The organism is Sorangium sp. So ce406, from assembly GCF_051474675.1.
GTDB lineage: Bacteria > Myxococcota_A > Polyangia > Polyangiales > Polyangiaceae > Sorangium > Sorangium cellulosum_G.
The window spans coordinates 7,813,017-7,825,975 of sequence record NZ_CP150340.1; the positions used below are offsets into that span (position 1 = coordinate 7,813,017).

Annotated in this window: 11 protein-coding genes; 4 read left to right on the forward strand and 7 right to left on the reverse strand. The window is 72.9% G+C overall.

The annotated features are described in order from the left end of the window. The first annotated feature begins 194 nt into the window (after positions 1–194). From WME96_RS28970 to WME96_RS28980, 3 genes are read left to right on the forward strand one after another with little or no spacing between them, the layout of a single operon-like run. On the forward strand, positions 195–1,235 hold the full coding sequence (locus WME96_RS28970; RefSeq protein ID WP_437284826.1) for a Kelch repeat-containing protein: 1,041 nt from the start codon (positions 195–197) through the stop codon (positions 1,233–1,235). A gap of 26 nt (positions 1,236–1,261) precedes the next feature. After that, positions 1,262–1,591: a hypothetical protein gene (locus tag WME96_RS28975; protein WP_437284827.1), complete on the forward strand. Its 330-nt coding sequence runs from the start codon at positions 1,262–1,264 to the stop codon at positions 1,589–1,591. Next, on the forward strand, positions 1,576–3,384 hold the full coding sequence (locus tag WME96_RS28980) for a hypothetical protein (protein WP_437284828.1): 1,809 nt from the start codon (positions 1,576–1,578) through the stop codon (positions 3,382–3,384). The genes WME96_RS28975 and WME96_RS28980 overlap by 16 nt, the downstream gene beginning before the upstream one ends. Before the next feature lie 82 nt (positions 3,385–3,466). Here WME96_RS28980 and WME96_RS28985 read toward each other — a convergent pair whose 3' ends face one another. From WME96_RS28985 to WME96_RS28995, 3 genes are read right to left on the reverse strand one after another with little or no spacing between them, the layout of a single operon-like run. Next, complete coding sequence (locus WME96_RS28985) at positions 3,467–4,558, reverse strand: hypothetical protein (RefSeq protein ID WP_437284829.1); 1,092 nt, start codon at positions 4,556–4,558, stop codon at positions 3,467–3,469. Positions 4,559–4,563: 5 nt separating this feature from the next. Then, positions 4,564–5,400: a hypothetical protein gene (locus WME96_RS28990; protein WP_437284830.1), complete on the reverse strand. Its 837-nt coding sequence runs from the start codon at positions 5,398–5,400 to the stop codon at positions 4,564–4,566. Beyond that, entirely contained in the window at positions 5,397–6,329 is a 933-nt protein-coding gene (locus tag WME96_RS28995) for an ABC transporter ATP-binding protein (RefSeq protein ID WP_437284831.1), read from the reverse strand. Before WME96_RS28995 ends, WME96_RS28990 begins: the two co-directional genes overlap by 4 nt. Positions 6,330–6,714: 385 nt before the next feature. Between WME96_RS28995 and WME96_RS29000 the strand changes: the two genes are divergently transcribed. Next, on the forward strand, positions 6,715–7,926 hold the full coding sequence (locus tag WME96_RS29000; protein ID WP_437284832.1) for a vWA domain-containing protein: 1,212 nt from the start codon (positions 6,715–6,717) through the stop codon (positions 7,924–7,926). A 100-nt stretch (positions 7,927–8,026) separates the two neighbouring features. On the opposite strand, the gene WME96_RS29005 is transcribed toward WME96_RS29000, so the two are convergent. The 4 genes from WME96_RS29005 to WME96_RS29020 all read right to left on the reverse strand — a co-directional run bounded on the left by WME96_RS29005 (position 8,027) and on the right by WME96_RS29020 (position 12,889). Continuing rightward, complete coding sequence (locus WME96_RS29005) at positions 8,027–8,941, reverse strand: hypothetical protein (protein WP_437284833.1); 915 nt, start codon at positions 8,939–8,941, stop codon at positions 8,027–8,029. Positions 8,942–9,240: 299 nt separating this feature from the next. Beyond that, the gene (locus WME96_RS29010) at positions 9,241–10,359 is read right to left on the reverse strand and encodes an acyl-CoA dehydrogenase family protein (RefSeq protein WP_437284834.1); all 1,119 of its coding nucleotides are present in this window, start codon (positions 10,357–10,359) and stop codon (positions 9,241–9,243) included. An 85-nt stretch (positions 10,360–10,444) separates the two neighbouring features. Then, on the reverse strand, positions 10,445–11,773 hold the full coding sequence (locus tag WME96_RS29015; protein ID WP_437284835.1) for a vanadium-dependent haloperoxidase: 1,329 nt from the start codon (positions 11,771–11,773) through the stop codon (positions 10,445–10,447). A gap of 567 nt (positions 11,774–12,340) precedes the next feature. Beyond that, entirely contained in the window at positions 12,341–12,889 is a 549-nt protein-coding gene (locus WME96_RS29020) for an ester cyclase (RefSeq protein WP_437284836.1), read from the reverse strand. Positions 12,890–12,959: the final 70 nt, after the last annotated feature.

The following is a 12,959-nucleotide window of genomic DNA, read 5'->3' on the forward strand; positions in this document are numbered from 1 at the left end:
TCAACGACGTGTGCCCCACGACAAGCTCGGGAAGTTCGACCACGACGGCAAGCGCAGGCTGCTCGCCGAGCGCGGGCGCGCGCTCGCGCCCGCTGGACGCCGCGCCGGCGTTCGTGGAACCATCGTCCCCGTGCCTCTCGCGCCAGCGTCGCCTTGTCGCGAGGGAGTCTCACCCCACCGGAAGGAACGCTCCCATGCACCTGAGCCGAGCCTCGATTCACGCTCTGGCGGTCGCGCTCGCTGTCTCCGCGGTCGCGGCCTGCGGCGATGACGGAGAGGGCCCCGGCCCCGCGGACGACCCGGACACGGGCCCCGCGCCCTCCGACTACACAGCGCTCCCCGAGCCCCTGGCCGCGTTCGCGGCGCGCGTGCTCGACGATCACCTCTACATCCACGGCGGTCACATCGGCGAGGCGCACGACTCCTCGGTGGAGAGCCTGATACCCAACCTGCGCCGGCTCGACCTCTCGAAGCCCGACGCGGCGTGGGAGGAGGTCGCGGGACCGGACGTCCCCGTGCAGCAGAGCGCGCTCTTCACCCATGAAGGCAAGCTGTACCGGCTCGGCGGCATGACCTCGAGGAGCCACCGCGGCGAGGAGCTCGACCTCCTCACGCTCGACGACTTCGCTGTCTACGACGCCGAGGCGGACGCGTGGACCGCGCTGCCGCCGATGCCGGACTCGCGCTCGTCGCTCGACGTCCAGATCGTCGGCAGCACCCTCTACGTCACCGGCGGCTGGAAGATCGACGGCGGGACGGAGACCGAGACGTATTACGAGACGTTCCTCAGCATCGATCTCGCGGCGGACAAGCTCGCGTGGGAGGAGCACCCGCAGCCGTTCAAGGTGCGTGACCACTGCGGCGGCGTGGTGGACGGCAAGCTCTATGTCCTTGGCGGGATGCTGAGCGGCGTGTTCCCGAAAGAGGCTCAGATCTACGACCCCGCGACGGAGACCTGGTCCGAGGGGCCGGCCCTGCCGACGCAGTCGCCCGTCGCCGGCTTCGGCTGCGCGGCCGTGAGCCTGAACGACACCCTCTACTTCACGGCGGCCGAGGGCGTCGTCTACCGGCTGAACGACGCCCGTGACGGCTGGGAGCAGGTCGCGACGCTGAAGACGCCGCGCATCCTCCATCGCCTCGTCGACAGGAACGCCAACGAGCTCATCGCGCTCGGCGGAGGCGTCGGCGAGGCGAACGAGGGCACCAGCTCGGTGGAATCCATCCCGCTCGAGTGAGCTCGGCGCCTCCTGGTCGCCCGCGCGTGGGGCCGACTCCCGATCTCGCGCGCGGCCCCGCGCTCGTCGACCCGCTGGGGCTGATGGCGTACGCCACGATCTCGAACATCCCCGGTCAGGACAAGAAGAAGAAGCACGGGGCCTTCTCGGACGGCTTGCGCCACGCGGGCATGGCGGACAAGGAGGAGACCGATCCGGCCATCCAGGACGCCTTGAACAAGGCCCATGAGAAGTTCGAGAACCGGGACGACAAGAAGGATCCTACTGGCAAGTGCGCCGAGTTCGAGGCGTTCAGCAAGCAGGCCAAGGAGATCCGGGGCGATTTATCGAAGCAGCCCGGGTGGAACGAGAACTGAAAGAAGAGGCAGTGACCGGCCCTGGTGAACCATGCATCTGCGGCGGAGCACGACAGCGGGAGGCGCTCTCCGCGTGGCGCCTCGCGGACGAGGCGTTCGAGCAGGCGGACGCCGGGGCTGCGCGGGCCGCGGCGATGGTGCGGCAGCTCCGGGCGCGGGAGCTCCTGGAGCGGTGGTCCTGGGCCGAGCGCCGGCTCCCGGACGCGCTGCGCAGGTGGGCGCTCGCCGAGGGGCTGTGGAGCTGGGAGGAGGCGGTCGAGCGGCTCGGGCGCCTGGACTTCGTGGCGCGCCGCCGGTTCATCCGGTCCAACCTGGCGCTGTTCCCCGACGCCTCGCTCCCCGCGCTGCTCGACCTGGTGCGCGAGCCTCAGCGCGGCGACGGCTCGATCTGGTCCTCCGACGAATCGACGCTGTCGGCGATCGCGCTCCGGCTGGACCGCGCCCGACGCCACGAATCCGCGCTCGCCGCGGCCGCGGCGGGGGTCCCCGATCGCGCAGGTGAGGCGGGCTCACCCGCCCGGGGGACCGCCTCGGCGGCGCCCTCGACCGCGGTCGAGCCGGCGGGGGCGCGGCTCGGCGCGCTGCTGTTCGGCGCGCAGGGCGCGGCGCGGCTCTCGACGGACAAGGGGTTCGCGGCGGTGCTCGATTTCGCCGAGCACCACGCCACGGGCGGCGAGCTCGCGCTCGTGCTGGAGTACGCGCGCACGCTGGAAGGCGAGCGCCGCGCGGCACTCTGCGGCGCGCTCCTCCGCAGCGGGGAGCCGCTCTGGGGCGTCCCCGGGTTCGCGGAGCTCTTCTCCCCGGAGCAGCGGCAGGCGCACCTCCGCGCGGAGATCGCCGCGCACGAGCGGCCGGTGGAGGTGCCGATCCACGACACGCTGAGGATCGCCGCGACGCTCGTCGAGGGCGAGGCGCGCCGGGAGGTGCTGTCGCTCTTCGTCGACGAGGTGCGCGCGCTCGGCGCACGCGGGCGGCTCGAGGGCCTCTGCGCTGCCGCCGCGCTGGCCGACGGCGCGCTGCGCCCGGCGCTCCTCGACGAGGCGCTCGCCTGGATGGAGGCGGGCGAGGGGCTCGACGAGGACGACCGGGTGGAGGGGATCGCCGCCGCGCTGCCGATGCTGCCGACGGCGCGCGCGGCGCCGCTCGCGGAGCGGGTGCTCGACGCGATCGCGGCGGGGCAGGCGCAGCGCACCGTGGCGAGGGATCGGCTGCTGGCGATCCCCGACGCGGTGTGGGCCGCCCTGCCCGAGGCGCGCTGGGCGCCGGCGCTCCGCTGGGTCGTGGAGGAAGGGGTGGATGCACCGGCGCCGCGGGCAGCGCTGCGCACGGGTCTCCCGGCGCCGGTGCGCGCGGCCCTCGGCGAGGGAGCGCCGGTCGCGGCGACGGAGGACGGCAGCGCCGGGCGCAGCGCGCGAGCGGAGCCCTCGTCGCCTCAGGAGCGGCTGCGCGGCTGGGCAAGCGCGTGGGCCTCGCTGCCGGACGCGGAGCGCGCACGCCTGCTGCCGGAGATCGAGGCCACGGCGCGCGCGATCCTGCAGATGCCCGACACGGAGGACGGCGCCCTGCGCGCGGCGCTGGCGATCCTGCCGGAGAGCGCATGGCGGGCGATCTGGTCGGCGCGCGCGCGGGCGAGCGCTTGGCGCCGCACGATCGATCTCACGGATCCCGCGCTGTTCGCCTACATCGCCTCGGAGCACTACCTGCACGCCGAGGCGGTGATCCGCCTCGTGCTCGGCCTGGGCGGCCCCGCGGCGGTCTGCGACTTCGCCCGGATGCTGGTCGCCCTGCGCTGAACCTGCACCACACGATTCGCTCACGGCCGCACCCGCGTGCGCGCGATCTCCGGCGGGGGAGCACGCCCTTACGAGCGCGCCATCACCGCGCCTCGCCCGCCTCCCCTCCCCGCCCCTCCTCGACCGGCGGCGCCGTGTCGCCCCGGTAGCGCGCCCCGCAGCGGCTCATCGCCTTCTGGATCATCGGCAGCGGCAGCGCGAGATCCAGCAGGAAGCGGCCCTCGCGCGGGCTCACCCGCGCCAGGTCGAGGAGCTCGGTGAGCTCCTCCTCGCCGTCCGTCTGCGCCTTCAGACGGGCCAGCGAGAGCGTGGTCCCGAGCGTCTTGCCGAGGTCGTCGATGTCGGCCTTCACGGGCCCCGTCACGTCGGCCACGATCGCGATGTCCTCCGACGCGTCGATGTGGAGCTCCACCTGGCTGACCGCGCCGCGCAGGCGCTCGGCGATCTCCGGCTGGCTTTCCTCGAGCAAGGCCGCCAGGTCGTCGGCCGAGAGCACCCCGTACGCGTCCCCGTAGCTCGCCCACGCCGGGATCACCGGCGACGCCGGCGGGACTTTGTCCTCGAGCCGGTCGATCGCGGCTTCGACGGCCTCCGCGTCCCTGCCGAGGAGCAGGAGGCCGTCGCCCCAGAGGCCGAGCACCGGCGCGCGCCCCTCCTCCTCGAAGAGCGCCCCGCGCGCGCCGTGGGCGCGGCGGCTCCCGCGCAGCGACTCGAGGCGCGCCGACCCGAGCTGGCCCGAGACGACCACGAGCCCCCCGGAGGTCGCCGCGATCCGGTCGATGTCCTCGAGCACGTCGATCCCGAGCTCGTCCTTGAGCTCGTCGAAGCTCTTCATCCCGCGCTCCGCGAGCATGCAGTCGAGCCAGAGCTTGCCGGCCGGCGACTCCTTGATGGCGCTCGCCTCGAAGACGAGGGCCGACGTCGCCTTGTCGGTGGGCAGGGCCGTCAGCACCGGGTCGCGCCGGCCCAGGCGCTCCATGCTCGGGTCGTCCTGCGGCGGGGGCGGCAGCGTGAGGCGGCGCGAGTTGCGCTCCAGCTCGGTGATCTCCGGGTGGCGCGGGAACTCCACGCGCGGCTTCCGCGCGGCGGTGGCCTTGCTGTCGCCGCGCGACATGAGCCACGCGGCGAGGCCGAGGAGGACGACGGCGGCGAGGAGCCAGGCTCGGTGGCGCATGGTGGTCAGAAGTCCTTCTGCTCGAAGCCCCAGATGCCGAAGGCGACGGCGGCGAGGCCGAAGACGGCGATGCCGGCGAGCTGGCTCGCGAGGTCGAGCCCCTCGACGGGCGTCGACGCCGCGAGATCGGCGGAGGTGTCGGCCAGCGCGGAGACGCGCGGCAGGAGCGCGGTGACGGCGCGGAAGAGGGCGCGGGGGGCGCCGGTCTCGAAGAAGGTCGCGAGGCGCTCGCGGTAGCCGGCGACGATGCCCGCGAGGAAGAGGGCGCCGCCCGTCGCCGCGGAGAGGGCGGCGCTGCGCGCGAACACGGCGGCCGCGAGCATGCCGCCGTAGAGGGCGGCGAAGGTGACGCTCGCGAGGAGGGCGGCGAGGACGGGGCGGAGGGTCCAGACGCCTGTCTTCACGGCGAGCAGGAGCGTGAGGCCGCCCGCGCCGTAGAGCGCGCCGGCCAGGGCGAGGCCGAGCACGCCGAGGAAGGTGCCGGCGAGCAGCTCCCAGCGCTGGACGGGGAGCGCGAGGAGGTGCTCGATGCGGCCGGGCGCGAGCAGGCTCGGGGCGAAGTCGGCGCAGGCGAGGACGCCGAAGCCGAGGCCGCCGTAGAAGATGACGTACGCCGCCGCGCGGAAGACGGGCCGGAGGGCGACGTCGACGGACGTGATGTCGGTGTGGACGACCTGCCCGAAGAAGCGCGTGGCGGCGAGGGCGCCGTCGACGACGTCCATGCGCAGGGTGAAGCCGGCGACGCCGAGCAGGAGGGTGATGCCGGCGCCGAGGGCGAGGAACCACCGGCGCGAGGCGGCCTCGCGGAGGAGGTCGAGCGCGATGGCGAGGACGGTCTTCACGGCGAGGCTCCGGCGGTGGGGGTGGGCGCGCCGAGGGCCTCGGCGAGGACGTCCTCGAGGTCGCGCATGTCGCGGGCGAGCTCGATGAGCAGGGCGCCGCGGGCGCGGGCGCGGTCGAGCAGGGCGTTGAGCTCCTCGGGGCCCGGGGCGTCGCAGGTGAAGGCGCCCTCGGCGTCGCGGGCGACGAGGCCGAGCGGGAGGAGCGCGGCCGGGTCGCAGCCGGGCGCGAAGCGGACGCGGTAGCGCGTGGGGCTGCCGCAGAGCGCCTCGAGGGCGCCCTCGCGGACGAGGCGGCCGCCGGCGAGGATGCCGACGCGGTCGCAGACGCGCTCGGTCTCGGAGAGCAGGTGCGAGTTGAGGAAGAGGGTGGCGCCGCGGGCGCGCTCCTCGGTGAGGATGCGGCGGATCTCGGCGCGGCCGAGGGGGTCGATGCCGTCGGTGGGCTCGTCGAGGACGAGGAGGTCGGGCGCGCCGAGCAGGGCCGCGGCGAGGCCGAGGCGCTGCTTCATGCCCTTGGAGAAGCCGCCGATGCGGCGCCGGGCGCTGTCGCCGATCCCGACGCGGTCGAGGTCGCGAAGGAGCGCGGCCTCGGTCACCGGGAGGCGCTTGAGCCGGGCGACGCTGGCGAGGAAGGCGACCGGCGTCCAGGCGTGCGGCAGGTGGAGGCGCTCGGGCAGGTAGCCGATGCGGGCGCGGACGGCGCGGTCCTCCGGGGCGCCGCCGAGCACGCGGACGACGCCGGAGGTGGGGCGGACGACGCCGAGGAGGGTCTTGATGAAGGTCGTCTTGCCGGCGCCGTTCGGGCCGAGCAGGCCGAACGCGGCGCCGCGCGGGACGGCGAGATCGAGGCCGGCCAGGGCCTCGGGGCCGTCCCGCCGGAAGAGGCCCGCGTACGTCTTGCGGAGCGCGGCGGCTTCGATGGCGAGCACGGCGGGAGCATAGGCGGCCTCACGCGGGGCCGCACCACGCCTCGTGCGCGCTCCTCGGGTCGGACAGGCGCGTCGCCCGCCGCGCGGCGGTGCTCCCGCGCCTCGCGAGCGCCGACCACGAGGCGCGGTTCCGGTACGGGCTTCGGCTCCTCTACGGGCTTCGGCTCCTGCTCAGGGGACTGGAAGCCGAGGTCGAGGGGGCGGCGCCGTGAGCGCCTGGGTCGTCGGGGTCGCGTGCCGGCGCGCCCTGGCACAGAACGCGCCGCGCGCCGCCGCGCAAGCGCCGGAAATCATGCGGTTCGGGCCCGGTATGCGCCATGCATTGCGGCCTCTCCGGCTGCGTCCGACGTCGACGCGTGAGGCCCCTCGCGGCCAAGGAGACCCGATGCGTACCCGTTTCCGTTTCGCTTTCATGGTGGGGAGCCTTCTTGCGCTGGGTGCGTGCTCGGGCGGCTCGACCCCCTCGAACCCGGTCCACGGCGGCGACGGCGAGATTCCGGGGAGGGGCGCCGGCACGGGCGCCGTCCCGGGGAGGGGCGAAGGCACGGGCGACGGCGCCTCGGCCTCGGCCGGCGCGGGGGGTCCAGGGGCGGAGGGCGGCGATGCCCCGAGCGACTCCGGCTCCCTCGGCAGCGGCGGGGGCACCGGCACCGGGGGCGGTGGAGGCGCCGGGGGCGGCGGGGGCAGCGGAGGCGGCGGCGTCGAGCCTGGCACGCTGACCGCGGGCGTCTGGGACGACAACCGCAACTTCGACTTCTTCCTCTCGTACCGGAGCTCGCTCCATGCGCAGCAGCTCCCGGGCCTCTTGCCCTTCACCGAGGCCGACCACCAGGCCGCGCGCAGCCTCTTCGCGGCGCCCCCGGGGACGAGGGAGACGCTCGACATCTCGCTCATCATCGACACCACCGGCAGCATGGGCGACGAGATCACGTACCTTCAGACGGAGTTCATCGCGCTCTCCGACGCCATCTTCGCCAGGTACCCGGACGCCGCGCAGCGCTGGTCGCTCGTCGTCTACAAGGACACGGAGGACGACTACATCGTCCGGTGGTTCGACTTCCGCGACGATCCCGTCGAGTTCCAGGAGAAGCTCGCCGCGCAGACGGCCGACGGCGGCGGCGACTTCCCGGAGGCGCCCGACATGGCGCTCTTCAAGGCGGCCGACCTCTCGTGGCGCACGGACGGCGACGCCGCGCGCCTCGCCTTCTGGGTCGCGGACGCGCCCCACCACGACGGCAACGCGGCGGACATGGCCGACGGGATACGGGCCCTCCAGGATCGCGGGGTGCACGTCTATCCGGTCGCGTCGAGCGGCGTGGACGAGCTCACCGAGCTCACCATGCGCTCGACCGCGCAGCTGACGGGCGGCCGGTACCTCTTCTTGACGGATGACTCCGGGGTCGGCGGGGCCCACAAGGAGCCGACGATCCCCTGTTACTACGTGACCCAGCTCGATCGCGCGATCCTGCGCATGGTCGACATCGAGCTCTCCGGTGTCTACCGCGAGCCGGAGCCGTCCGAGATCCTCCGCACGGGCGGTGACCCCCTGGACGGCGCGTGCGCGCTCGCCTCAGGCGTCGAGGTGCTCGCGTATTGAGCTGACGGCCGCTCGCCTCGATTCATGGCCAGCATGGGTCGGGGCGAGCGGCGCGGGCGCAGGGCTGGTCGCGCGGCGGGCGCGGGAGACAGGCGGCGGCTCACGAGGGGGGAATCGGCTCCGCGAGCCAGCGAACCAGCGCATCGCCCTCGAGATCGAGCAACGCATCCGCGACCTCGCCCGGGCCGATCGCGCGGGCTCGCTCGACCATTGAGCGCGCCTCGTCGGGAGTAGGGCGCCTCCCGAGCCGCCGCGTGAAGAGGCGACCGAGCAGCTCCGCTATCGACTTCTCCCCGCGTTGCTCGGCCTCGATGATCATCTCCCCGATGATCGGCGTGCGCCGGAGCAGCCCCTCTTCCTTGTCCTCCACCATGACGATGAGCTCCTTCCGCAGATTATGCCCCCAGGGATCGATGGTCGCCATCACCAGCAGCGCCGTGTACAGCTCGGCCCGCTCCTCGGCGCTCGCCGCTCCGGCGTGGATCTCCGCGACGACCTGCCGCAGCGCCGCAGCCGTCGCGTCGCGCGCGAGCGGGGCGAACACCAGCCAGAGCACGCTGCCGCGCGCCCGCAGCTCCTTGATTGTGCGCTGGTAGACGGCGTCGACGCGGAAGTGCGCGCCGCTGAACGGCCGCCCTGGCCAGGCGATGCGGCGCTTACCTGTCGCCGGCAAGCGTCGTTTGCGACCTGACAGGACCACCGCGACGCTCTCGATCGGCGGCACCGGCGCACCGGGAGCCTCGAGCCGGAGCGCGGCGAACAGGAAGCCGAGGTACTCGAAGACGCGATCCGGGACGTCGTCGCGGAGCGCGAAGCAGAACTCGACGTGCAGCACCCGCGGCTCGCCGTCGACACGTAAGCGAAGGGCCTTGTCGATGCGACGCTCGATGTTCGTGACCTGGCTGTCGACCCAGCCGAGGACCTCGATGGGGCGGCCCTCGGGGACGAAGGCGCGCGCCAGGTCCCCGGGGCGCCTGCGGGCGAGGTGGCGCAAGGTGATGTCGGCGTCTCCCATGCGCCGCGGCCATGGCAGATCGCGTACCAGCGGTTCAGAAGGCTAAAACCAAGGGAACTGGGACGAGGCGCGCGCTTCAGGCACGTGGCGGCGCCATGGCGGATGGTGGATACCCCAACCTGGGTCGGGTCCCCCCGGGTCCCCCAACCTGGGTCGGGTCCCCCACCAACCTGGGTCGGGTCCCCCAACCTGGGTCGGGTCCCCCACCAACCTGGGTCGGGTCCCCCACCAACCTGGGTCGGGTCCCCCAACCTGGGTCGGGTCCCCCAACCCGAGTCGTCCATCCCCCGGATCCGCCCTCACGGCCGACCGCCGCCTCGATCGAGCAGCCGCTGCACCGTCGCTGCCTGCAGGTCGCGCGTCTGGGCCGTGAGCGAATACAGCATCGCCTCGCGGAAGAGGCGCTGCGCGGCATGATCCAGCAGGTTGGCGCTGCCGCCGGTCGCGGCGACCGCCGCGTGCGCGGCCCGCACGCCCAGATCGATGCACCAGGCGCGGATGCGGACCGCCTGCTCGCCATATCCCGCCGCTTCCGGCCGTTCCGCCCAGTCGTCGACCTCGGCCCGCGCGGCCTCCCGCTCGTCGTCGAAGGCCCGCGCGGCGCCGGCCAGGTGCGCGCTGCCGCGGCGCTCGGCCAGCTCCGCGAGCAGTGCGGCGGCGGCGCCGGCCACGCCCAGGGAGAGCGCCGACGGCGTCAGCAGGCCCGCCACGTCGCGGGCGGCCTGCTGCTCGCGCGTCACGGCGGCGATCACCTGCTCGGGGCCGACGCGCAGATCGCGCAGCGTCAGCGACACCGTGGCCGAGGCGTTCATCGCGCTCAGGCGGAGCGGCGGCGACACCTCGATGGACTCCCCGGCCTGCAGCGATGTCAGCACGTACATCAGGCGGCCATCGGGGAGCGCGCCGGCGATCACCGCGTCGTGGGCGATCCCGTGGCCGGTCAACCACGGCACGGTGCCGTGGAGGCGAACGTGGTCGCCGTCGGGCTCGACCCGGACCATCGGCGGGCCCGGGCGGCGGACGTGCGAGAAGCCCACCGTGCAGAAGCGCTCGCCGGCGGCGAGGCGCGGCAGGACGCGCTCCTTGAGCGCCTCGTTGTCGCCGCGCGTGATGAGCGGGCACGCAGCGGTCGCGTGCTGCATCTGGACGAACGCGGTCACCCCGCAGGCGCCGGCGAGGATCTCCAGGACCTCGCGCGCGACCCGCGCGGGGGCGCCCTGGCCGCCATGGCGCGCGGGCGTCGCGATCCCGAGGAGACCGGCGTCCGCGAGCGCGCGGAGGTGCTCACGGGGAACCGCGTCGGCCTGATCCGTGGCGTTCGCCGCCGGAGCGAGCACGAGCGCCGCGAGCCGGCGGGCGCGCTCGACCAGCACGCCGGGGTCGGTCGCGACGGGCAGCGGGGGTGAGGAGGCAGACATGCGAAGGAGTGTAGGCTGCGGCGGCCCAGGGGGACCCGGCGGAAACGGCGGCCGGGAGGGTCTCAGCCGTTATCGCGCCGCTGTTCTACAGGGGCTCCAGGAAGTTCCTGTGCACATATCTGGCGATCTTCCTGCCCGTCCGGGCCCCTACCTCGCCCGAGCCACGGTAGTGGATGCCCCCCCACACGCGGGCGTTGATCACCCCCTCGACCGCGTCCTTGAGCGAGGAAAACACGATATCTCCGCAGGTGTTCGTGCCGACGAGCGGCTCATCCAGGCGGCCGCCGCCGAAGAACTCCATCAGGGCGTAGAGGGTCGCGCCGCTGACCATGGGGTGGCCGGCGGGGTACTCCTGGTTCGGCGAGGTGGTCATGAGCGGCTTCCAGTCGGAGCCCGGATGGTAGTGGTTGATCGCCGTGATCGGCCGCCAGAAATGGTAGAAGTTCTTGCTGTTCACGTTGGAGATCATGGCGTCGGCCTGGGTGAGCAGCGCGAGCGCGAACACCCGCGCGGCCTCGTAGTTGTCCAGCTCGAAATCCGTGACGAGCTGCCGGGTGAACGCGTACGTGCCGCTGAAGACGAACCCGTCGCAGGCCTCCCACCAGAGGGCCTCGAAGCTCTGCTGAGGGGTGCGCACGGCGCTGTCCACGGCGCCGTAGGCGCGGGTCTCCTCCATGTCCCTGCGGAACGCGCCGTTCCTCGGGTTTGGCGGCGGGGCGCACAGGAACTGGTCGTTGGACTCCATCGTCCAGGGGGTCATGGCTCCCCACCAGAAGAAGAACGGCTGCGACGTGCCGGGGAATGTGTCGGCCGGGTCGAGCATGACGTACTCCCCGGGCAGGCCGGTCATCGGGTTGTCGTCGCCGTCGTTGTCGAGGAACTCGAACTCGAGGCCATCCGGGTTGTTCCACCCGTCGCCGAGACGCTCGTTCCACAGGTTGATGGCCGCCGCTTCGCCGATCCGGATGCCCTCCGTCTTCTCGGGGCCGTCGGGGATCGCCGCCAGTTGCGTGTCATAGAGGGTCTCCACCATCGGCAACAGGTCCGCCAGACCCGGGTTCGAGAACTCGGGCGGGAGGCTCTGGTTCGCGTAAAAATCGATGTACGTCGCCAGCACCGTCCGCCCTGCCGCGGCGAGGGCCGCCTCGGGGGAGGCGGGCTCCTCGGTGTGCACTGGCGGCAGGTAGGTGTGATACCGAGCGGTCTCGGGGACCGAGTTGAGCGCGTCGTGGATCGCGACGTGCAAAAGCGCCGAGAGCCTCGAGGCCATGAAGAACCCCGTCAGCGGCTCCATCTGCGCCATGACCGTGTTCCAGTCACGGACCTCCTGGTTGGCCCGGGCATCCTCGGACCACGAGAGCGCGGCGACCGCCAGCGTCGCCGCCAGGAGCCCCCTCCGCTTACGCGCTGCCATTCCGGCATTGTGTGAGACGCACGCGTCCCTTTGGTCACGTCTGGACAAAAGCATCGAATACTCCCTGGCAAGATCAGGTGCAACCATCGCACAAACGTGTGCGGCCCCGATCTCGTACTTACGATTCCCGCCGCGGTCTGTAAATTCAATCGGCGGCAGGAGTTGCCGGATAACCTCTACCTCGCGCAGCTTGACGGCCCGGACCGGCTGCAGGCGGTTCGCGGCGCCCCCCGTCGCGCGCGTCCGCCTCCCGTGCCGCGTCCCGTTCGGGCCCACGGCGAATGGTTCCCCGACGCGGCGGCCGTGTAGCGCACATCGGGGAAGAATTTGAACCACAGAGACACAGAGGGCACAGAGGAGAGAAATAGTCCTATTCTCTCTCTCATCTCTCCTCTCTCCTCTGTGCCCTCTGTGCCTCTGTGGTTCCATCTCTCTTGGACCAGCAATGCCCCTCGGCAGCGCCGTATCAATGCGGCGCCCCCGGGTCCAGCGCGGCATCCTCCGCCGGCGGCGATCTCGGGATCTGCTCCTCCTCGACCCCGAGGCCCTCCGCCCGCCCGGCGCTCGTTATTGCGCCACCAGGCCGAGCTGCTGAAACAGCGTCAGGTTGTCCTCGATGTGCCAGTTGTCGGTGATGCGGCCGTCCTGCACGCGCAGGATGTCGGTGGCGATGAAGTCCACGGCCTGCCCGGCGCCCTTCCTGTCGCCGAAGGTGCCCGTGAAATGGCCCCGGAATCGCAGGTGCGCCACCACGCGATCGCCGGCGACCAAGAGCTGCTCCACCTCGCAGCTCAGGTCCGGCACGGCCGCGCGGAAGCTCTTCGACGCGAACGCCGGCCCGGGCGGGCCCTGCGGGCGCCCCCTGGGCAAGGTGCGATCGGTGAAGCTCGGCGCGATCGCCGCGTCGAGATAGGCCGTGTCGCCGGTGTTCCAGAAGGCGTAAAAGCGCCGCGCCGCGAGGATCTCCGCGTCGGCCTGCGCCCTCGGGAGGCTCGCGTCGACGACCGTCGACCGCGGCGCGGGCAGGTCCTCCGCGCCGGCGCCCTGCACGTAGCACGCGCTCGCGGCGATGAAGAGCGAGAGGGAAAGGGCGCTGATCAAGACAGGATTTCTCATGACATGTCTCCGTGGGATGACGCGGTTGAGCGGCCGGCCAGCGCGCACGCTCGAAAAGGCAGCGCTGGCG

Excerpts from the sequence above, each read along its gene's own strand:
- WME96_RS29015 (WP_437284835.1), bottom strand. The coding sequence starts at position 11,773 with ATGGCAGCGCGTAAGCGGAGGGGGCTCCTGGCGGCGACGCTGGCGGTC.
- WME96_RS28970 (WP_437284826.1), top strand. The coding sequence starts at position 195 with ATGCACCTGAGCCGAGCCTCGATTCACGCTCTGGCGGTCGCGCTCGCT.
- WME96_RS28985 (WP_437284829.1), bottom strand. The coding sequence starts at position 4,558 with ATGCGCCACCGAGCCTGGCTCCTCGCCGCCGTCGTCCTCCTCGGCCTC.
- WME96_RS29010 (WP_437284834.1), bottom strand. The coding sequence starts at position 10,359 with ATGTCTGCCTCCTCACCCCCGCTGCCCGTCGCGACCGACCCCGGCGTG.
- WME96_RS29020 (WP_437284836.1), bottom strand. The coding sequence starts at position 12,889 with ATGAGAAATCCTGTCTTGATCAGCGCCCTTTCCCTCTCGCTCTTCATC.
- WME96_RS29005 (WP_437284833.1), bottom strand. The coding sequence starts at position 8,941 with ATGGGAGACGCCGACATCACCTTGCGCCACCTCGCCCGCAGGCGCCCC.
- WME96_RS29000 (WP_437284832.1), top strand. The coding sequence starts at position 6,715 with ATGCGTACCCGTTTCCGTTTCGCTTTCATGGTGGGGAGCCTTCTTGCG.